The organism is Sciscionella marina DSM 45152, assembly GCF_000379465.1.
GTDB classification, from domain to species: Bacteria; Actinomycetota; Actinomycetes; order Mycobacteriales; family Pseudonocardiaceae; genus Sciscionella; species Sciscionella marina.
Genome location: NZ_KB905393.1, coordinates 56,851 through 75,117, shown reverse-complemented (window position 1 = coordinate 75,117; position 18,267 = coordinate 56,851). Strand labels below are relative to the sequence as shown.

Sequence of the window (18,267 nt, the reverse complement as noted above, 5' to 3'; positions counted from 1 at the left end):
GACCTATGATCAGCTGCTCGGGGCGTTCACTCCGGCGGCGAGCATCGCGGTCAGGTTGGCCACAAAGGTCTTGTGCCCCACCGTCATGCGCTCGCCCTCGTCCACGCGACGGGCTCGGTCGGCCAAAGTGGCGGTGAGCATGGTGACCATCATTGCCACACGTTCCCTGGCGATGGCTCGCGGCAGGAACTCGGCGCAGGCGCGTTCGAGCGCACCGAGCCATTGAGAAAGCGCCGTTCCGGCAATAGCTTTCGACAGGTATCCGGTGCGTATCCCCGCTCGACCCGCGAGCTGCGCGGTGATGCGGACGAAGTCCCTGCCGTCGTCGACACACAGTTGTCCGGCGATCGGATCAACGATTTCGGCAACGATGGCCGGAATGTCAGCTGCACGATCCCGGCCACCGAGCGCGGGCTTCCACCGCTCCTCCATTCGCCGCACATGCTTGTCGACCACCGCCAACAGTAGCCCATCACGCGAACCGAAATGGTAATTGACCGCCGAGTCATTGCCTTGCTCGGCTTCGGCGACCAAGTCACGAGTCAACGCGCCGTCGATCCCCTTACGGGCGAACAGCCGTTCCCCCGCCCGAATCAACCGGAGTCTGGTGCTTGTCGCATCCCTTGGCATATGCTCATACTAACAGGGTCAGTTAATACGAGCAACGAGGAGCGCGAGACGTCATGACACACACGGCAACCGAGGCGAACGAGGAACTCCCCGGTGTTGACGCCGATCGCATACGAGAGGTAATCGAGGAGTACCTCCAGCTATTGGGCTCCGAACAGCTCGATCGGATCACAGAGCTGTTCACCTCGGATGCACTGGTGGAAGACCCCGCCGGTAGCAAGCCGAAGAGCGGCAGCTCGGAGATCCGAGAGCTGTATCGGGTACTCCACGAGCTCGGAAAAAGCAAGGTACGTCGGCATTCCATCCGTATAGGATCCGCTATCGCGGTCGTACATTTCACCATCACCACCACGACGGAAACGCAACGCATCGAATTGTCTCCCATCGATGTCATGGAATTCACCGATCAAGGCCGGATACACCGCATGCGCGCTTTCTGGACACCCGAGGACATCGCCGTCAGCTGAACACCGCGCATCAGGGAGTACATCCATGATCACGAGCGTCTACGATCCACTCGATGAATCCTTCCAACTCGACCCGTATCCGGCATATCGTCGACTTCGACAGGATGAGCCGGTGCATTATCACGAGCCGGTCCCCGCACACGGCGAACCGGGATTCTGGGCGCTGTCACGGTTCGAAGACATCTGGCAGGCAGTTCGCGACCACGGCACTTTTTCATCCGCCAGCGGGCTGACGTATCACCATGACGAGATCGCCAAGCTCGGACTGGCTCCGACCATGGTGATGATGGACCCGCCGCAACATCGGCGACTACGCGCGCTGATCAGCAAAGCGTTCACCCCGCGGCGGGTCGCCATGCTCGAGGACCGGCTCCGTGCATTCGTCCGGACGCGCCTGACGGTGTTGGAATCCAAGGCCGCCGACGGCGCGACGCCGAACCTGCACGTGGATTTCTCCTCCCCGCTCCCGAGTTTCGTGGTCGCGCACCTGCTCGGCGTTCCCCAGCAAGAACGCGATCGATTCGACCCCTGGGTATCGGCGATCGTGAGCCTCACCCAGGGTGGTCTTCGTGCCGATCAAATGAGCGGAAACGATGCAGTACAGCAGATGTTCGAGTATTTCGGAAGACTCATCACGATACGCCGTACCGAACCCGGCGAGGACCTGATCAGCGCGCTCATCGCTGCCGAGATCGATGGCGATCACCTATCCGATTGGGACATCCTCGGTTTCTGCTTCAATATTGTCGCAGGCGGAAACGACACCACGAGCAATCTGATTTCTCACGGGGTCGTGCTGCTCGACCGGTTTCCTCGGCAACGGGACATGTTGCTCACCAACCGGGACATCATCCCCAACGCACTCGTGGAATTTTTGCGGATGGAGTCCTCCGTACAGGCACTTGCGCGAACCACCACACGCCCGGTGAAAATCTGTGGAACCGAAATCCCCGAGGGAGAAAAGGTGATGATGCTGTACGGCTCGGGGAACCACGACGAACGCGAATTCGGCGATACGGCTGAGGAGCTCGATATCACCCGGGATATCCCGCGTCATCTCGGATTCTCCAACGGTGTGCATTTCTGTATAGGCTCCCACCTGGCTTGGCTGCAGGCGAGAGTGGCCTACGAGGAACTACTCGCTGCACACCCGAACATCGGCGTCGACCTCGACCACGCGCAACGCCTACGTTCCGCGTTCACCCGCGGATGGCACTCCCTCCCGGCCGTGAACCTGACCACGGGGGCTGCCACTGGCTCGTGAGAACGCCTTCCGAAACCATTTGGTGCAGCGTTCAATCTTGAATCACCCTCTGAGCCCCAAGGTCCCGGCCCGACGAGCGCCGACCTCCCGGGTGCATCTCCCGGAGATGGACGCAATACCTCGAACGCTACCCGGAATCCGATCAGCTCACTGTTCCCGGACTATGCATCGCCTACGGACATGCTGTCACCGCCTGAATCCGATGAGCATGGCCTCGGCCGTCTACTGCCGATACCCAGACACCTCGCCGTGACGGCCGCACACGGGTCACCAAGCGCCCCGGGCCGCGATCCGGAACGGTACCGTGTTGCGCAGGCAGGTCGCCGTGACTGGACCTTCGCTTCGGCTCGTGCGTCCACTCTTCAGAAAGCCCAGATAACCTTCGATACGCTCTGCCATCCGACGGGAGCTGGTCGACGACGATTACCATGCGATTGACAAGAGTCGAATGCGTTGCAAGCGGCATTCCGGGCAGGTCATCGCCGACGACGAGACCGATGCCGCTCTGCGCGTGACAAGGCAGGCACAGAGGCGATGCGTTCAGCTGGCTGGCCCGTTTTCCCCGCTTGTCCAATCCTGGGTTCGGGCGTGTGCGCGGAAACGCAGTGCGGGATCGGCATAGCGGGCTTCGGGCACTGTGTAGAGCGCATCAACGGATAGGCGTTGCGGAGTGTAGCGGGTCGCGTAGGCGTCGAGTTCGGGATCGGAAGCCGTTAGCCGCGCGGCGGCGAGGAGGGTCTTGATCACGTCGGTGTCGGTCATGCTGCCGCTGCTCCTTCGATGGATGATTCGGGCACCTGTAGGTGCCAGTCAGTGTGTTGTTGGAAGACGTCACCGGCGTGCAGGATCGTGGCTTCGCCGAATGTGGGTGCGGCGAGTTGCAGTGAGAGGGGCAGTCGTTCGGAGTTGAAGCCCATTGGTATGGCAAGGACCGGGTTGCCGAGTGTGTCCCAGTACGGCGTGTGGACGCTGGAGAACAGCGCGCCGATGTCGGGGTGTCCGTCCGGGTCGTTGAGCGACTCGTAGCGGGGTGCGCCGGTGGAGGCCGTCGGGCAGGCGACGATGTCGACAGTCTCGAAAAGCCGGGTTATGGCGTCTTGCGCGACCCGACGCACCCGTTGTGCCTGCACGTAGTCGGCGCCGGAGACCTGCGCGCCGGTGGCCAGCATCGCGCGCGTGGCCAGGAAGTAGTCCTCCCACCGGTCGCTGAGGTCGATGCGGTGGTATGCCAGTGCTTCGCTTCCCATCGTGATCATGTCCACGGTGATCATTTCGTGCCAGTACGGCAGCGTGACTTCCACGATGCTCGCACCCTGGCGGGTGAGCACGTTGATGGCTGTGTCGAAAACCGAGTCGAGCGCCGGGTCCCGGTCGTCCGGGAAGTGGTACTCCCGGACGATGCCGATGCGCAGCCCGGTCAGGTCGCGGTGGGTCTCGGGTGCGGTGAACGGGGCGTCCACGCAGTCCGGGTCGCTGGGGTGTGGACCGGCGAGTACTTCGAGCACTGTGGCACAGTCTCTGGCGCTGCGGGCGAGCGGTCCGATGTGGTCGAGGCTGTACCCCAGTGGCACGCAGCCAGACTTCGGTACCCGGCCGAAGGTCGGCATCAGTCCGCTCACGCCGCAGAACGCGGCCGGGATGCGGATACTGCCACCGGTGTCGGTCCCCAGTCCTGCGAGGAACATGCCGGTTGCCACGCCGTTACCGGTACCGGAGCTGGAGCCGCCTGCCCAGGTGGCCGGGTTCCAGGGGTTGCGGGGGATCGGGAACGGCTTGTCTGGATCGGGCATGCCGCAAGCGAACTCCATGGTGGTGGTTTTGCCGGTGATCACCGCGCCGGCGGCTTTGAGGCGCGCGACGACGGGCGCATCTTTGCCCTGGCCCCAAGCGGGATCGAGAATGAGGCTCTGCGCGGTCGTAGGGCCTTCGGCCATCGCCAGGATGTCTTTGACTCCGAAGGGAATACCGTGCAACGGTCCGCGGTCCTTGCCGCGCGCCAGTTCCGCGTCGGCCTGCTCGGCACGTTCCAGAGCGTATTCGTCGAAGCGGGCGAGGTATGTGCCGACCACGGAGTCGAGACGGTCTGCGGTCTCGATCGCCGCTCGGGTCAGTTCGATCGAGGTGACGGTCCCGGTGCGCAGTGCCTGGGCCGCGTCGGTCAGTGTTGCGGGCAGGGTCATGACAACTCCTTACTGTGTCCGCGTGAGACGAACCGGAAACGTTCGCCGCGCGTGTGGATGAAGGCCAGGTCGAACGGTCGGCCATCGCGGTCGTAGATGATCTGTTCCATCGCGATCAGCGGGGCGCCCTCGCGGATGCCGAGCACCGAAGCCAGCGGCGGGTCGGCGAGTTCGCAGTCGAAGGTGAATTCCGAATCCGAAAGCTCGATTCCTGCGTCTTCGAGCAGCCGGTACCAGTCGGAGACGAATGGCGTGTGTCGCAGTCTTTTGGCTTCGGGAAAGAGCACATAGTTCGTCGCGATAGCGATCGGCTCTTCGTCGTAGAGTGCCACGTAGTCCCATCGCAGGCACGGAGTTCTCTCGGGCACCGCGAGCCGTACCGCGACGGTCGGTGGAGCGGGCAGCACAGTGCGGTCGATCTCGTGCGGTTGCATCCGCTGATTGAACATGCTCTGCCGGGATGGCTTGATCACGCCGTGCGCTTCCGGTAGCGGGGTCTTCACCGGCCGGACGACAGCATGTGTTCCGACTCCCTGAAGCCTCTCGATCAGGCCCTCCCCACGCACTAATGCGAGCGCCGCGCGTACGGTCCCGCGAGAAGCTTGGTGCGCGGCCATGAGCTCGACCTCGCTGGGGACCTGTCCGTCCGGGTAGCAGCCGTCCTGTACGGCCCCACGTAATATGTCCCGAAGCCGACGGACTTCATGGACCCGCCGTCGAGATACCGGTCCCATCGGCGCAGAGTTTAGGAACCGGTGGTTGCCTGCGGATCGCCGAGGTGTGACTTCCGTGTTAGCCGCAAGCATGCTCATGCCGCCATCGGTGTCTTCGTGACCGACTCGGCGAACTCGGCGATGGGGATCACCGTGGCGAACCCGCAGTCGCGCATGACCTCGATACCGATTCGCTGCAGCCGCGGGGTCTGCGCGGCGCAGCAGTCCTCGAGCAGCGTGACCTCGAAGTCGCGCATGATCGCCGAGCGAACTGTCGTCTCCACGCAGAAGTTCGTGACAACCCCGCACGCCACGAGCTCGGTCACCTCGAGTCCACGCAGCAGCGGTTCCAACGAGGTCCATTGGAAAGCGTCCAGCCGGCACTTGTCGACCACGAGATCCTCGGCCCCGCGCCCGAGTTCGTCCACGACGTCGCCGTCCCAGCTCCCGGCCAGCAACCCGCCCAGCGAGGCGAGATCCGGTGTCTGGCCGGCCAGCCAAGGCCCCTCGTCGTGGTAACCGGGCCGGTACACGTGCCTGGTGAACACCACCGGCATCCCACGGTCACGCGCGGAGGCCACCGCGATCGCGGTGTTCCCGACCGCCTCCTGCGCCCCTGACAGGGGCATGCCGAGTTCGGGCAGTGAGCCATCGGGATGACAGAAACCGTTCTGCATGTCGATGACGACCAGTGCTTTCATCGCGCGACCTCCAGCGTTTTCTCAGTGGTGAAACCGGGCATTCCGAGCGGGACCGCCCCCTTGGGTGGGCGCCACGCGTTGGGTTTGCATGCGTCCTTACACGCGCCCTCGACCGAGCAGCACAGCGAGCACACGGTGCCGCCGTGGAATGGGCAGGTGGCAATATCGACCACATCGAAGTCGCCGCCGCATACCGAGCACGGAAGCTCGCCGTCGTTGTCTGGCAGCTCCGAGATCCGGGCGATGTACCAGCGCCCTCTCGTAACGGACGCGAGCACCGGCGGCAGTACCAGAGCGATACCGAGCGCGATGAACGGTGACAACGCGGCCGCACCCGCCCCGAATACACCGTAATAGGCGAGCATCGATACCGCTCCGGCGACGATCATCGAGCCGAAACCGACCGGATTGACGTTGTACAGGTGCGCGCGGTGGAATACCAGATCCTGCGGCGCAAGTTTGAGCCAGCGTTTGTTGATCACCAGGTCGGACACCATCGCCGCGATCCACGCGACGCCGATATTGGAGTACCACGCCAGTACTCCGACGATGTGGTGGAAGATGTCGATCTCCATCAGCAGCAACGACAGGCCCACCTGGAGGAACACCCACACGGCACGGCCCGGGTGGCGGTGCAGCAATCGGGAAAAGAAATTCGACCAGGAAAGCGAACCCGAGTAGGTGTTCATGATGTTGATCTTGATTTGGGACAGCAACACCAGCAGGCCGGCCAGGATCAGCGCAACCGTGTGATCGCCGGTCAGCCGTTCGTAGACGGCCGTGAACAGATCCACCGGAACGCCGACCTGTGCTGCCCCGAGCTTCGTGGAGGCGTAGCCGACCAGCAGGGTGGAGGCGAAGAAGATACCGACCGCGAACAACGCGAACCCCGGGCCGCCCATGATCACCGCGAGTCGCCAGCGACGGCGGTTACCCGTGTGTGGATCGGGCATAAGGCGCAGATAGTCGCCCTGCTCCCCCACCTGTGTGGCCAGCGACAGTTGTGCGGCAGCGATAGTGAACACGGCCAGCACGGTCAGCCCGACCAGCCCCGTCGGCGCGACCGTCGCGGGATGCACCATGGCATGACCGGCGTCCGGCGCGGTTGCCGCGGTACCGATGGCGAGTCCAATCAGCGCGACCCAGACCGGCCAGGTCCATGCCTGGAACTTCGCACTGAACGACATGCCGTAGAGCGTCAACGGAATCATCACCGCCGACACCACGAGATAAGAGAGGTGAATGTCGAGGCCGGTCAGTGCGGTGAACGCCTGCGCCATGATCGCGCCCTCATACGCGAGGAAGATCAACGTGTAACTCGCGTACACCAACGAAGTCAACGTCGAACCGAGATACCCGAATCCCGATCCGCGCGTCAGCAGGTCGATGTCGATGTGCCTGCGCGCGATGGCGAACGCGATCACCAGTGTGAGCGGCAGGGTGACGGCGGCGGCCACTGCGAAACCGATAAGCGCGTTGCCGAATCCGAACTCGTTCACGAACGCCGCATCGAGCGCGTAACCCGCCATCGCGGAAATACCCACGAGACAGGACAGGAACACCATCCACGGCGACCACTTGCGAAACGCCGCGGGCGTGTACCGCAGCGAGTAGTCCTCCAATTGCGGATTGTCAGCGAGGCCCATTTTCGATCCCTTCGCTCGGGTCGAACCGAAGATAGAAATCGAATATTTCCGGCAGGTCACCGAATCCGGTGCGCATGGTTACGCCGCTCAGTTCTTCCCGAAGGCATACCTGAACTGCGGTTTCCCGCGGCACGACCGCCGTTCCGCCGGAAAAACGCTGTGCGCACAGTGGTGTGGTTCTTCGGCCCGCGTGAGCATCGAGGTCGATCCAGCGGCCGATCGCTCGTGGCCGATCCGGTTGCACCGGGGGATTCGTTCCACCGGCTTTCGCGAGCGGTCGAAGCACCCATCGGCGGTCGATTCCGTTCTGGCGACAGTGCCACGGTAAGCCGCGCGTAACACGGTAATGGCGCGGAAGAAACATCGATTTCCTAGCGTCAGTCCCATGACTGTCACCGAATCAAGCGCACCAGCCAGACAGGTGTCCCCGGCGGGACGGGAGACATTGGAGGACTACACACTGCGGTTCGCGCCGCGGCGATACCGACGCTGGGGTTCGGGCGTCGTCGGCGCCTCAGCCTTGGGCGGGATCGCTTATATGGCCGATTTCTCGATCGGCGCGGGCATCGGGATCACCCATGGCACCGTGAACGCACTGCTGGCCATCGCGGTCGCAGCGGTGATCATCTTCGGTACCGGCTTCCCGGTTGCCTACTACGGTGCGCGGTACAACATGGATCTGGACCTGATCACCCGCGGTGCCGGATTCGGATACTACGGCTCGGTACTGACCAGCGTGATCTTCGCCAGTTTCACGTTCATCTTCTTCGCCACCGAAGGGTCGATCATGGCCCAAGGACTGAAGCTGGTACTGCACCTGCCCCTGTGGCTGGGCTACCCGGTCTCGACACTGGTGATCATCCCGCTGGTGGTCTACGGGATGAAGGTCCTAGCGCGGTTGCAGAGCTGGACCAATCCGCTGTGGCTGATACTCATGGTCGTCCCCCTGGCCTTCCTGATCGCGCGCGATCCCGACTCGGTGCGCCGCTGGTTGGCCTACGCCGGGAGCGACGGCGCCGGCCTCAGCACCGCTGCGGTCTTCCTCGGCGCCGGAGTCTGCCTGTCACTGATGGGGCAGATCGGCGAGCAGATCGATTACCTGCGCTTCATGCCACCGAAGACTCGGGGAAACCGGCGTGCCTGGTGGACCGCTGTGGTGCTGGCCGGGCCGGGATGGGTGATCTTCGGCGCGGTCAAACAGATCCTGGGCGTGTTCATGGCCGTCTACATCGTGGGCGCAGTCGGCACCACCGCGGCTGTGGAACCGATCGAACAGTTCACCGCGGTGTTCAACCGGCTGCTCCCACCATGGCTGGTGCTGCCACTGGCCTTGCTGCTGGTGGTACTCAGCCAGGTCAAGATCAACGTCACCAACGCGTACTCGGGTTCACTGGCATGGACGAACTCGTTCACCAGAGTGACCCGCCGCTACCCGGGCCGTCTGATCTTCGTATTCGTGAACCTGGCGATCGCGCTCGCACTGATGGAAGCGGACATGTTCAGTCTGCTCAACTCCGTGCTCAGCTTCTACTCCAACTGCGCGATGGCCTGGGTGGTCACCGTCGCCACCGATATCGCCGTGAACAAACACGTGCTGGGAATCTCCCCCAAACACCCCGAATTCCGCCGCGGAATGCTCTACGCCATCAACCCGGTCGGATCAGTATCCTTCCTGGCCTCCTCCCTGCTTTCCATCGCCGCATACTTCGGACTGCTCGGCGACCGCCTACAGCCCTACTCGCCGCTGGTGGCCATAACGATCGCCGTACTGCTCACCCCCATCCTCGCGATACTGACCCGAGGCCGCTTCTACCTACGCCGCACCGACGACGGAATCAATGAACCACTACTCGACGAGAACGGCAACCCCTCGGCCAGCCCCTACCACTGCGATATATGCCATCAGGAATTCGAACGCCCCGATATCTGCGCCAGCGCCACCGGTGGGCTGATCTGCTCACTGTGCCTGAGCACCGACCGCACCGGGCGGCACATCCTCCCCGCCCAGCCTTTCGCGTCGACAGCGAACCCGTAGCGGGCCGAAACCTGGTGCAGTGGAAACCGGCCACGGAACCGACGGCCGTGCCGGTTCCCTGACCGCGGCACCCATACTTGGTGCTTGCTCGGCGATCGCATCGCCGAGCCCAGAACTTGGCACACTGCCCGGAACGGACCGATTAGTGCCGACGGGCTGGGTATCCGCCTCGCAGATACGCGACATGGTCTTCGGTACCGGGAGAGGACGCCAGTGAGGGGCGGACCTGGCTCGGAATCAGGAGAAGGAACTCCCAGGGGCCAGGGCTGTCTGGAAAATGCCGAAGTTCCCGGTCATCCAGAGAGCCGTCAACTTGATCTTGGCGATCCGCCAACCATTCGAGGTCCGCTCGAAGCGGTTCGTGTAGTAACCATACACGATCTGGTCGCTGTCACCGGTGTTGTTCGGGAGGTGGTGACTGGCCCGGACATAAGCGACACAGGTAGCCCGATCATCACTGTCAAAGGTGATCACCAGATTCGTGATCATGTGCTGTGTCGCTTCGAAAGACTCCATTCTCGGCGCGGTCTCGGTCACCCAGTCGTCCGCACTCAGGCGAACGACCGGCTGACCGAAGCCCTCGCTGAAGTCGACTTCGACTTCGTCGGTGAAACAGCTGCGAAAGAGCTCCCAGTCATGGGAATCGGTACCCCTGGCATACCCCAGCTGGACGTCGCTGATCTCGGCGCGGTCTTGCAGGCGGCGCACGCTGATATCGTTCACGAAAACTTCATGTGACTGTGTCATATGAACCACGTTAGCCGCTCAGCTGACAGTGTCAAGTAGAGTGGTCGGCGTGACACGAGCCGAGACTGCCGCGGCGACACGGCGAGCACTCCTGCGTGCCGCATCCGAGCTACTCGACGAAGGAGGGGCCAACGCTGTGACGCTGCGCGCGGTAGGGACCCGAGCCGGAGTCTCGCGCGGCGCGCCCTACGGACACTTCGAGAACAAGGAACATCTGCTGACCCAGCTCGCCATCGGCGCGTGGAGCTCACTGGCCGACGAGGTGGAGCAGCTTCGCCTAGACCCCGATGTTGCTCCGGTCGCCAAGCTCGAGGGAGCTGTTCTGGCGCTTATCGACATCGCCCGCCGGCGCCCGTTCCTGTATTCGCTGATGTTCAGCACTCCGGTGGGCACCCCGGCCGCCGCCGAGGCTGTGAGCCGCCTCGAGAACGAGTTCCTCACCCTCGTCACAGAAGTCGTCGGAAAGTCCGATGCGTCGCGTTACGGCACCCTGTTGATGTGCAGTGCGCACGGCATCGCGGGAATGAAACTCAGCGGTCACCTGGACAAGGACACGTGGCGGGTCAGCGTGGAACAACTCGTGCGCATACAGATCGAAACGATCCAGGCCCGCGTCGACAAGGCCGACGCACGCGATTGAAACGGCACGGCGGATCTTCCGAAACCAAGGCGCTGGAACTGCCCACACGCGCCCCTTCTCCGGCCCAGGTACGCGCTGGCCCGGTGCGCCACGCCTCTCGCAACGCACTGCCCTCCCCGCGGCAAAGCAGTTCCCTCTCCGCGCCGACTTTGACAGTACGACTAGGCCCCGATCACTTTGGGTTTCACCGCGCGCACGGGAGTGACCATTACCGGATCACTGAGGCCACAGCCGGACCCCTGATCGCCCGCAGCGCTTTCGACCACGGATCTCTGGACTGTTGCACTCTCGACAAGGTCGTGTCCTGTGGATCGCAACTCGGCGCCGGTGTCGGAGAGGACCAAGCAGTTGTTGGAAGCGTCCGGAGCTGGTCGCCGAGGACACCGACAGGACCGTGGGCGCCCCTGGTGCGGCCGGAGGACAGGATCGTGTTGTGCGTGGACGAGAAGTCGCAGATCCGGGACTTGGGCCGTGCTCAGTCCATTTCCGGCGCACCCGGTTTCCTGATTGGAACACCCATGGCTACTTCCATCCGGGCACCACGGTCCTGTTCGCGGCCTCGGAGATCGCCGTCGGCACGGTGACCGCAACGCACAGGTCGCGGCACCGTCACCCCGGAGTTCCCGACGTTCCTCGAGCAGGAACTACACCCACGGTGGAAAACTACGCCGTGCACGATGGGCGTTCGCGTGAAGCGAGCTGCTCATGGCGATACAGTCTCGGCGGGCCCGCTCTTGCTGTCCCTGCTCGTAAGACAACAGCAAAGATCATGACCGTTGGTCGAATCGGCGGCCGAGGTATTCGGCGGCGATACGCGTTCGTTGGATCGCGGGGGTGCCACCGGCAATGGCCCATCCGTGCGCGTCGCGATGCATCCGTTCGATCTCGTACTCCGCGGAGTAGCCGTAGCCACCGTGCAGCTGGATCGCCAGATCGGAGACCTCTTTCGCCATCTCGTTGGCGAAGCATTTGGCCACGGACGCCTCCAGCGGAGCGGGTGGCCCATTGCCCGCGTTCACCGCGGCCCGCTGGATCAACAACCGCGCGGCTTCGACCCTCATCACCATGTCCGCCAGCCCGGCCTGGACAAGCTGGAATTCGGCGATGTCCTTGCCGAACTGCCGACGCTGTTGCACATAGCGTGCCGTGCGGTCGAGTGCCGCCTGTCCGATCGCGAGCGACATCGTGGCGTTCCCGAGCCGTTCGATGGAGAACGCGGTGAACAGCTTGCCGAAACCTCCCTCGGGCACGATCAGGTCGGCGAGCGGTACCCGGACGTCGGAGAAGAACATGTCCGCGGAGCCGACGCCGTGGTGACCCATCAGGGTCTCCTGCGGGCCGAAGGACAACCCACTCGCGTCCCGGTCGACGAGCACGGCGCCGAGCCCGCGCGCTCCCTGCTGGTCGCCCAGCCGCACGTACACGAGGTACTTCTCGGCGTGCCCCGCGCCGGAACACCAACGCTTGGCACCGTTGATGACCAGGTGGTCGCCGTCGACCCTGGCGGTGGCCGTCATATCGGTGGCCGCGGAGCCCGCGTCCGGTTCCGAGATGCTGATCGCGATCAGGCTCTCCCCGCTGACCACGCCGGGCAGAATCCGCTCGCGCTGCTCCTCGGTGCCGAACAGCTCGATCACCCGGGCCGGTCCCGCTGCCGATTCGAAGACCGGCCATGCGGCCAGCGGAGCGACCTTGGCGATCTCCTCCTGTACGAGCAGCGCGTCCAGCAGCGGCCTTCCCCCGCCGCCGTAACGCTCCGGAAGCGTCAGCCCCAGCAGACCAAGCTGGCCGAGCCGGAGCCGTTCCTCGCGGGGGAACGCGCGATGCTCGCGGTCCCATTCCAGGCTGCGCTCGGCATAGCGGTCGGCCGCCAGTTTGGCGGCCAGCTCCTTGAGGTCCCGCTGCTCATCCGTCAGGTCGATCACGCACTGCTCCTCATCATCACGCCGGGACGTCCGACTTCGGGGTCATCGCTAGCGGGGTGCCATGCGGATGGCACCGTCGAGCCGGATAGTCTCCCCGTTCAGCATCCCGTTGTCCACAATGGACAGCGCGAGCCGCGCGTACTCATCGGGGTCGCCGAGCCTGCTCGGATGCGGGACGGTGGCGGCGAGCGAATCACGGACCTGTTCGGAGAGTCTGGCAAGCAACGGCGTATCGAAGGTCCCCGGAGCAATAGTATTGACCCGGATCCGTTTGCCCGCCAGGTCCCGCGCCGCCACCAGCGTCATGCCGACGACGCCCGCCTTCGCCGAGGCATAGGGAATCTGGCCGATCTGACCTTCGAACGCGGCGACCGAGGCAGTCAGCACGCACACGCCCCGGTCGCCTTCGCTCGGTTCGTTGACCGCCATCCGGCTCGCGGCGAGGCGCAACACGTTGAACGTGCCGACGAGGTTCGTGGTGACGATCTCGGTGTAGTCCTCGAGTGAGCCGGGGTTGCCTTCCCGATCGACCAGCCGTACCGGCCCGCCGCGCCCGGCGCAGTGCACCAGCACGCGCAACGGACCATCGCGCTGCGCGGTGTCCATGGCGGAGGCGATCGCCGCCTCGTCCCGCACGTCCGCGGGACAGAAGCGCACGGCGGCACCCAGTTCGGCGGCCACCGCCTCCCCGTCCGAACCCGGCAGGTCGGCGATCACCACCCTGGACGCACCGGCATCGAGCAGTCTCCGTACCGTCGCAAGACCGAGCCCGGAGGCCCCGCCGGTCACGATCGCCGTTGTCCCCGCGATATCCACTGTGCCGCCTCCTCAGACGCGCTCGATGATGGTGGCGTTGGCCATGCCACCCGCTTCGCACATGGTCTGCACCCCGTAGCGGCCGCCGGTCTCGCGAAGTCCGTGCACGAGGCTGCCGAGCAGCCGCAGTCCCGATGCGCCGAGCGGGTGCCCGAGCGCGATGGCTCCGCCCCGCGGGTTCAGCAGCTTCGGGTCCGCCGCAAAGTGCTCCTGCCAGGCAAGCGGCACCGAGGCGAACGCCTCGTTGACCTCGTACTGGTCCAGTTCCGCCAGGCGCAGACCGCCGCGCAGCAGCGCCTTCTCGGTGGCCGGTATCGGGGCGGTGAGCATCGTGATCGGGTCGTCGCCCGCGACCGCGAAGGCGTGGAACCGGGCCAGCGGGCGCAGACCCAGTTCGCTCGCCCGCTGCTCGCTCATGATCAATGCCGCCGCGGCCCCATCGGTGATCTGCGAGGAGTTCCCCGCGGTCACCGACCACTCGATCTCGGGGAACCGCGCGGACAGCTCCGTGCTGCGAAACACGGGCTCCAGTCCCGCGAGCAGCTCCGGTTCGGTCTGCGGGCGTACCGTTTCATCCTCGGCGACCACGGTGCCGTCCTGCCGAGTGATCCCGACGATCTCGGGAGCGCGGTCCGCGGCGTGTGCCAGCGCATGTGAGCGCGCCGCATACTCGTCGAGATCGCGACGACTGAGCTTCCACCGTGCCGCGACGAGCTCCGCCGAAACACCTTGTGGGACAAGGCCGGGCGCGTACCGCGAGCTGACCGAGGGGCCGTGTGGGTCCTGTCCGATCCGTGCGCTGAGCAGGGGAATGCGGCTCATCGACTCGACACCGGCGGCAATCACCATGTCGTACGCGCCCGCGAGGACGCCCTGGGCCGCGAAATCGGCGGCCTGCTGACTGGAACCGCACGCGCGGTTCACCGCGGTGGACGGGACGTGCTCGGGCAACCCGGCCGCGAGCCAGGCCCACCGACCCACGGGGCCGGTCTGCTCGCCGACCTGGCTGACGCAGCCGGTGATCACGTCTTCCACCGCACCGGGATCGACACCGGTTCTGTCCATCAGCTGCGCGAGCACCTGCCCGAGCAGTTCGACCGGGTGCACCGAGCAGAGTGCCCCACCGGGACGCTGGTCGGTGCCGGGTCTCCCCTTGGCCATCGGCGATCGCACGATGTCCACGATCACGGCGTCACGAGTCATGCCGGACTCCTTCGTCTAAGGGTGTGAGGTTTGCGGATCACCGCAGGACCATCCGGACGACCGCTCGGAGCTGGTCGGGGTCGGTGATCTTGACCGCCCCCCGCCCGAGGCGGCGGCCGAGCTCACGCTCGGCGGCCTCGATGGCCAGCCAGCCCTGCCAGGTGATAGCGGCATGTCCGCGTCCTGCCAGCGTGTCAGCCAGATCAGGCCGATCACCTCGGTTCCGGCCGGTCTGGTGCTCCCAGTCCTCGGCCAGCGCTGCCACCGTCTCGCGGGCGTCGGCCTTGTTGGTGCCGATCACTCCGCTCGGTCCGCGTTTGGCCCAGCCCACGGTGTACTCGGCAGGAGCGACCCGCCCCGCACGCAGTACCCGTCCCTCGCAGTGCGGGATCGTGCCCGTGCGCTCATCGAACGGGACGCCGGGCAGTGGACGCCCTCGGTAGCCGATCGAGCGCAGCACGAGCCCCGCCGCCAGCATCTCCGTCTCCCCGCCCGCCCGGATCCCGCCCGCACCGTCCGGAGTGTTGCGGCCGAGTTCGACGCCCTCCACCCGGTCGGCTCCGGTGATCCGTACCGGCGACCGCCAGAATCGCAGGTGGATCCGGCGTTCCCGGTCGAGCGGGGACCGCTGGGCCCACTCGTGCAGCACATCGAGATTACGGCGTACCCCACCGTCTTGCTCGGCCAGCTGCTCGCTGTGCTCGTCCAGCTCAAGATCCGCCGGATCGACGAGCACATCGGCGTTGCCCAGTTCGCCGAGTTCACGCAGTTCCTTGGTGGTGAATTTCGCCTGCGCCGGACCGCGCCTGGCAATCAAGTGCACATCAGTGATCGGGCTCGCGCGAAGCGTGTCCAGAACCCGGTCAGGCATATCGGTGCCATGGAACTGTTCGGCGGACTTGGTCAGCAGCCGGGTCACATCGAGGGCGACGTTGCCCGCCCCGACGACCACCGCGGTGTGCGCGTCCAAGGCCACGTCTCGGGATGCAATATCTGGATGCCCGCTGTACCAGCTGACGAACCGGGTCGCTGAAAGACTGCCGGGTAGATCCTCTCCCGGAATAGAAAGACTGCGGTCGTCGGCCGCTCCGGTGGCGTACACGATGGCGTCGTAGTGACCGCGCAGCTCGTCGACGGTGATCGTCTCGCCAAGGGTCACTTCACCGAAGAAGCGCACGCCATCGCGGTCGAGGATACGGCGCAGCGTTTTCTCCAGTGCCTTCATCTTCAGGTGGTCGGGAGCTACGCCATAGCGCAATAGCCCGTATGGGCAGGAGAGGCGGTCGAGAACGTCCACCCGGTGGCCGAGCTTGAGCAACGCCTCTGCGGTGTAGATCCCGGCGGGCCCGGCACCGACCACCGCGGTGCGCGCCATCTCGGGCACAGTGCGACCTCCTCGGTTTTCGGTTTCCTGTGCTGCCGATGACGATGCGCCGTCAGTGCCCCTGTGCACAATCGGCGATTCCAGTGCGCGGAATCCCTTGGCATGCAGCGAAAATCACCGTTTCCGATGCCGAACCGTGGAATACGAATCCCGCTGAGGGCACGCGAAAGCGCAGAATCGGTATCCCCAACAAAGGAGGACCGTCATGGAGAACGCGGCGGCGAACAGTGGGTTCGTCGTGCGGGGACCGCATCTCGATTACCCGGATGCTCCGGTGTGGGCGCTGCTGGAAGGAGCGCGGACACGCTGGCCCGAGCAGGTGGCCTTGCAGTCGGAGGACGAACGGATCACGTGGTCGGAGCTTGCTGCGCATGCCCGCGCGCTCGCCGCGGCGTGGGAACGGCAAGACTTGCCCGCCGGAACGGTCATCGCGCTGCACCTCGGAAACAGTATCGAGTTCGCCATCGCCTACTGGGCGGCCCAGTATCGCGGGCTGACCGTCACTCCAGTCAACCCGCAACTGCCCGTCGCCGAAGTACGCGAACAACTTGCCGACTCTGCGGCGGAGATCGTGATCAGCACGAGCACCTTTCCCGGTCTGCGTTGCCTTCCGGTGGATTCGCTGCGCTCGGCCCCACCTGCCCCGCACGAGTGGGCACCGCATCGGCCTGCGGATCTGGCGAGCGCCATCGCCCACATCTCCTACACCGGGGGCACCACGGGAACCCCGAAAGGCGTGGCGGTCTCCCAGCGCAACATCGTGTGCAACGCACTGCAATTCTGTTCCTGGTCATCGGGATCGGTCCCTGATCGAGCGCTCGCTGGAAACGTCACCGAGCGCGTCGTGCTGGAGCAGACCGGGAGCACGCAGGACTTTCCTGTCCGCCTCGGCACCGCCACGGTGATAGCGGTGGCACCGTGGTTCCACGCCATGGGGCTGATCGGCGGACTCGTCGTCCCCGCATTGCAAGGCAGCAGAAGCATCCTGATCGGACGGTTCGAGGTACAACGGTTCGTCGAAACCGTCGAGGCGGAATCGGTGACGTCGGTCAGCGGTGCTCCCGCGTTGCTCGCCGCGCTGACCGCATTCCTGGAACAGCGCGGACGTGGCCTTCCCGGCGTACGCCTGGTGTCCTGTGGCGGCGGGCCGCTCCCCGTTCCGCTCGCCGAACGGCTTTCCGCGGTATTTCCCGATGCGGTGGTGACCCAGGCGTACGGCCTGACCGAGGTGAGCATGGCCGCGGTCGGCAATCCGATCGCGCTCAGCGCCGAGCGGTTCCCCGGCAGTGTCGGAATCCCCTTGCCGGACACCGAGGTCAGCCTGATTCCGGTACCCGGCGACACCACGAGAGACGGCAGGGGCGAGATCGCCATCCGCGGCCCACAGGTGATGCTCGGCTACCACGGGCACCCGCAGGAGACCGCACAAGTGCTACGCGATGGCTGGCTGCACACTGGCGATGTGGGAATCGTCGATGAGCGGGGATACCTGCACATCGTGGACCGGACGAAGGACATGCTGATCTATAAGGGGTACAACGTCTACCCCTCGGAGCTGGAGCGGCTGCTACGTTCCTGCCCCGGTGTACGAGACGCCGCGGTGGTCGGCGTCCCCGATCCGGAGGCGGGCGACCTGCCGGTGGCCTTCGTCGTACCCGACGGGAAACCGCCGGATCCCGGCGCACTGACCGAACAGGTCAACGGGCAGGTGGTGCACTACAAAAAGTTGCGGGGACTGTTCGTTGTCGACACGTTCCCCACATCGGCCGTCGGCAAGACGCGGAAGACCACGCTGCGCGAGATGGCCGGCGAACGGCTGAGCAACGCAACCGGTTGAACGGCGGGTGCCGGTACGAACGGATCCGTACCGGCACCCGTACCGCGCCGGTTCAACCATGACATCGCGCGCCCTATGG

17 protein-coding genes are annotated in these 18,267 nt (G+C 65.0%); 5 read left to right on the top strand and 12 right to left on the bottom strand.

The features are described 5' to 3' along the window. Positions 1 to 9: 9 nt before the first annotated feature. The gene (locus tag A37U_RS0121255; RefSeq protein WP_026197455.1) at positions 10 to 630 is read right to left on the bottom strand and encodes a TetR/AcrR family transcriptional regulator; all 621 of its coding nucleotides are present in this window, start codon (positions 628 to 630) and stop codon (positions 10 to 12) included. A 53-nt stretch (positions 631 to 683) separates the two neighbouring features. On the opposite strand from A37U_RS0121255, the gene A37U_RS0121250 reads away from it, so the two are divergent. Further along, on the top strand, positions 684 to 1,097 hold the full coding sequence (locus A37U_RS0121250; protein ID WP_020498697.1) for a nuclear transport factor 2 family protein: 414 nt from the start codon (positions 684 to 686) through the stop codon (positions 1,095 to 1,097). A gap of 25 nt (positions 1,098 to 1,122) precedes the next feature. Next, entirely contained in the window at positions 1,123 to 2,361 is a 1,239-nt protein-coding gene (locus A37U_RS0121245) for a cytochrome P450 (protein WP_020498696.1), read from the top strand. 540 nt (positions 2,362 to 2,901) lie between these two features. Here the strand turns inward: A37U_RS0121245 and A37U_RS0121240 are convergent. From A37U_RS0121240 to A37U_RS0121215, 6 genes are all read right to left on the bottom strand, one after another. Further along, positions 2,902 to 3,123 carry a hypothetical protein gene (locus A37U_RS0121240; protein WP_020498695.1) on the bottom strand — a complete coding sequence of 74 codons (222 nt, stop codon included), beginning with the start codon at positions 3,121 to 3,123 and terminating at the stop codon, positions 2,902 to 2,904. Continuing rightward, positions 3,120 to 4,541, bottom strand: a complete 1,422-nt coding sequence (locus A37U_RS0121235) for an amidase family protein (RefSeq protein WP_020498694.1) — start codon at positions 4,539 to 4,541, stop codon at positions 3,120 to 3,122. The genes A37U_RS0121240 and A37U_RS0121235 overlap by 4 nt, the downstream gene beginning before the upstream one ends. Continuing rightward, on the bottom strand, positions 4,538 to 5,275 hold the full coding sequence (locus A37U_RS44520; RefSeq protein ID WP_026197453.1) for a GntR family transcriptional regulator: 738 nt from the start codon (positions 5,273 to 5,275) through the stop codon (positions 4,538 to 4,540). Before A37U_RS44520 ends, A37U_RS0121235 begins: the two co-directional genes overlap by 4 nt. Positions 5,276 to 5,349: 74 nt before the next feature. After that, on the bottom strand, positions 5,350 to 5,955 hold the full coding sequence (locus A37U_RS0121225; RefSeq protein ID WP_020498692.1) for a cysteine hydrolase family protein: 606 nt from the start codon (positions 5,953 to 5,955) through the stop codon (positions 5,350 to 5,352). After that, entirely contained in the window at positions 5,952 to 7,601 is a 1,650-nt protein-coding gene (locus A37U_RS0121220; protein ID WP_026197452.1) for a purine-cytosine permease family protein, read from the bottom strand. The genes A37U_RS0121225 and A37U_RS0121220 overlap by 4 nt, the downstream gene beginning before the upstream one ends. Then, a complete protein-coding gene (locus A37U_RS0121215; protein WP_026197451.1) occupies positions 7,588 to 7,845 on the bottom strand; it encodes a hypothetical protein in 258 nt (85 codons plus the stop codon). The genes A37U_RS0121220 and A37U_RS0121215 overlap by 14 nt, the downstream gene beginning before the upstream one ends. Positions 7,846 to 7,986: 141 nt before the next feature. On the opposite strand from A37U_RS0121215, the gene A37U_RS0121210 reads away from it, so the two are divergent. Further along, positions 7,987 to 9,636: a purine-cytosine permease family protein gene (locus A37U_RS0121210; protein WP_026197450.1), complete on the top strand. Its 1,650-nt coding sequence runs from the start codon at positions 7,987 to 7,989 to the stop codon at positions 9,634 to 9,636. A 237-nt stretch (positions 9,637 to 9,873) separates the two neighbouring features. Here A37U_RS0121210 and A37U_RS0121205 read toward each other — a convergent pair whose 3' ends face one another. After that, positions 9,874 to 10,359 (bottom strand): nuclear transport factor 2 family protein, encoded by a 486-nt coding sequence (locus A37U_RS0121205; protein WP_205622980.1) that lies wholly within the window; start codon positions 10,357 to 10,359, stop codon positions 9,874 to 9,876. 52 nt (positions 10,360 to 10,411) lie between these two features. Between A37U_RS0121205 and A37U_RS0121200 the strand changes: the two genes are divergently transcribed. Beyond that, positions 10,412 to 11,023: a TetR/AcrR family transcriptional regulator gene (locus A37U_RS0121200; RefSeq protein WP_338055023.1), complete on the top strand. Its 612-nt coding sequence runs from the start codon at positions 10,412 to 10,414 to the stop codon at positions 11,021 to 11,023. Between the two features lie 767 nt (positions 11,024 to 11,790). Here the strand turns inward: A37U_RS0121200 and A37U_RS0121195 are convergent. Genes A37U_RS0121195 through A37U_RS0121180 form a run of 4 tightly spaced genes read right to left on the bottom strand, consistent with a single transcriptional unit; the run spans position 11,791 to position 16,342 of the window. After that, entirely contained in the window at positions 11,791 to 12,948 is a 1,158-nt protein-coding gene (locus A37U_RS0121195) for an acyl-CoA dehydrogenase family protein (RefSeq protein WP_020498686.1), read from the bottom strand. 48 nt (positions 12,949 to 12,996) lie between these two features. Beyond that, positions 12,997 to 13,764 carry an SDR family NAD(P)-dependent oxidoreductase gene (locus A37U_RS0121190; protein ID WP_020498685.1) on the bottom strand — a complete coding sequence of 256 codons (768 nt, stop codon included), beginning with the start codon at positions 13,762 to 13,764 and terminating at the stop codon, positions 12,997 to 12,999. Between the two features lie 12 nt (positions 13,765 to 13,776). Then, positions 13,777 to 14,967 (bottom strand): thiolase family protein, encoded by a 1,191-nt coding sequence (locus tag A37U_RS0121185; RefSeq protein ID WP_020498684.1) that lies wholly within the window; start codon positions 14,965 to 14,967, stop codon positions 13,777 to 13,779. A 37-nt stretch (positions 14,968 to 15,004) separates the two neighbouring features. Further along, entirely contained in the window at positions 15,005 to 16,342 is a 1,338-nt protein-coding gene (locus tag A37U_RS0121180; RefSeq protein ID WP_020498683.1) for an FAD-dependent oxidoreductase, read from the bottom strand. 214 nt (positions 16,343 to 16,556) lie between these two features. Between A37U_RS0121180 and A37U_RS0121175 the strand changes: the two genes are divergently transcribed. Then, positions 16,557 to 18,188, top strand: coding sequence for a class I adenylate-forming enzyme family protein (locus A37U_RS0121175; RefSeq protein WP_020498682.1), 1,632 nt, complete (start codon positions 16,557 to 16,559; stop codon positions 18,186 to 18,188). Positions 18,189 to 18,267 lie beyond the last annotated feature (79 nt).

Coding starts and splice junctions, on each gene's coding strand:
- A37U_RS0121255 (WP_026197455.1), bottom strand. CDS start 630: ATGCCAAGGGATGCGACAAGCACCAGACTCCGGTTGATTCGGGCGGGG.
- A37U_RS0121250 (WP_020498697.1), top strand. CDS start 684: ATGACACACACGGCAACCGAGGCGAACGAGGAACTCCCCGGTGTTGAC.
- A37U_RS0121245 (WP_020498696.1), top strand. CDS start 1,123: ATGATCACGAGCGTCTACGATCCACTCGATGAATCCTTCCAACTCGAC.
- A37U_RS0121240 (WP_020498695.1), bottom strand. CDS start 3,123: ATGACCGACACCGACGTGATCAAGACCCTCCTCGCCGCCGCGCGGCTA.
- A37U_RS0121235 (WP_020498694.1), bottom strand. CDS start 4,541: ATGACCCTGCCCGCAACACTGACCGACGCGGCCCAGGCACTGCGCACC.
- A37U_RS44520 (WP_026197453.1), bottom strand. CDS start 5,275: ATGGGACCGGTATCTCGACGGCGGGTCCATGAAGTCCGTCGGCTTCGG.
- A37U_RS0121225 (WP_020498692.1), bottom strand. CDS start 5,955: ATGAAAGCACTGGTCGTCATCGACATGCAGAACGGTTTCTGTCATCCC.
- A37U_RS0121220 (WP_026197452.1), bottom strand. CDS start 7,601: ATGGGCCTCGCTGACAATCCGCAATTGGAGGACTACTCGCTGCGGTAC.
- A37U_RS0121210 (WP_026197450.1), top strand. CDS start 7,987: ATGACTGTCACCGAATCAAGCGCACCAGCCAGACAGGTGTCCCCGGCG.
- A37U_RS0121185 (WP_020498684.1), bottom strand. CDS start 14,967: ATGACTCGTGACGCCGTGATCGTGGACATCGTGCGATCGCCGATGGCC.
- A37U_RS0121180 (WP_020498683.1), bottom strand. CDS start 16,342: ATGGCGCGCACCGCGGTGGTCGGTGCCGGGCCCGCCGGGATCTACACC.
- A37U_RS0121175 (WP_020498682.1), top strand. CDS start 16,557: ATGGAGAACGCGGCGGCGAACAGTGGGTTCGTCGTGCGGGGACCGCAT.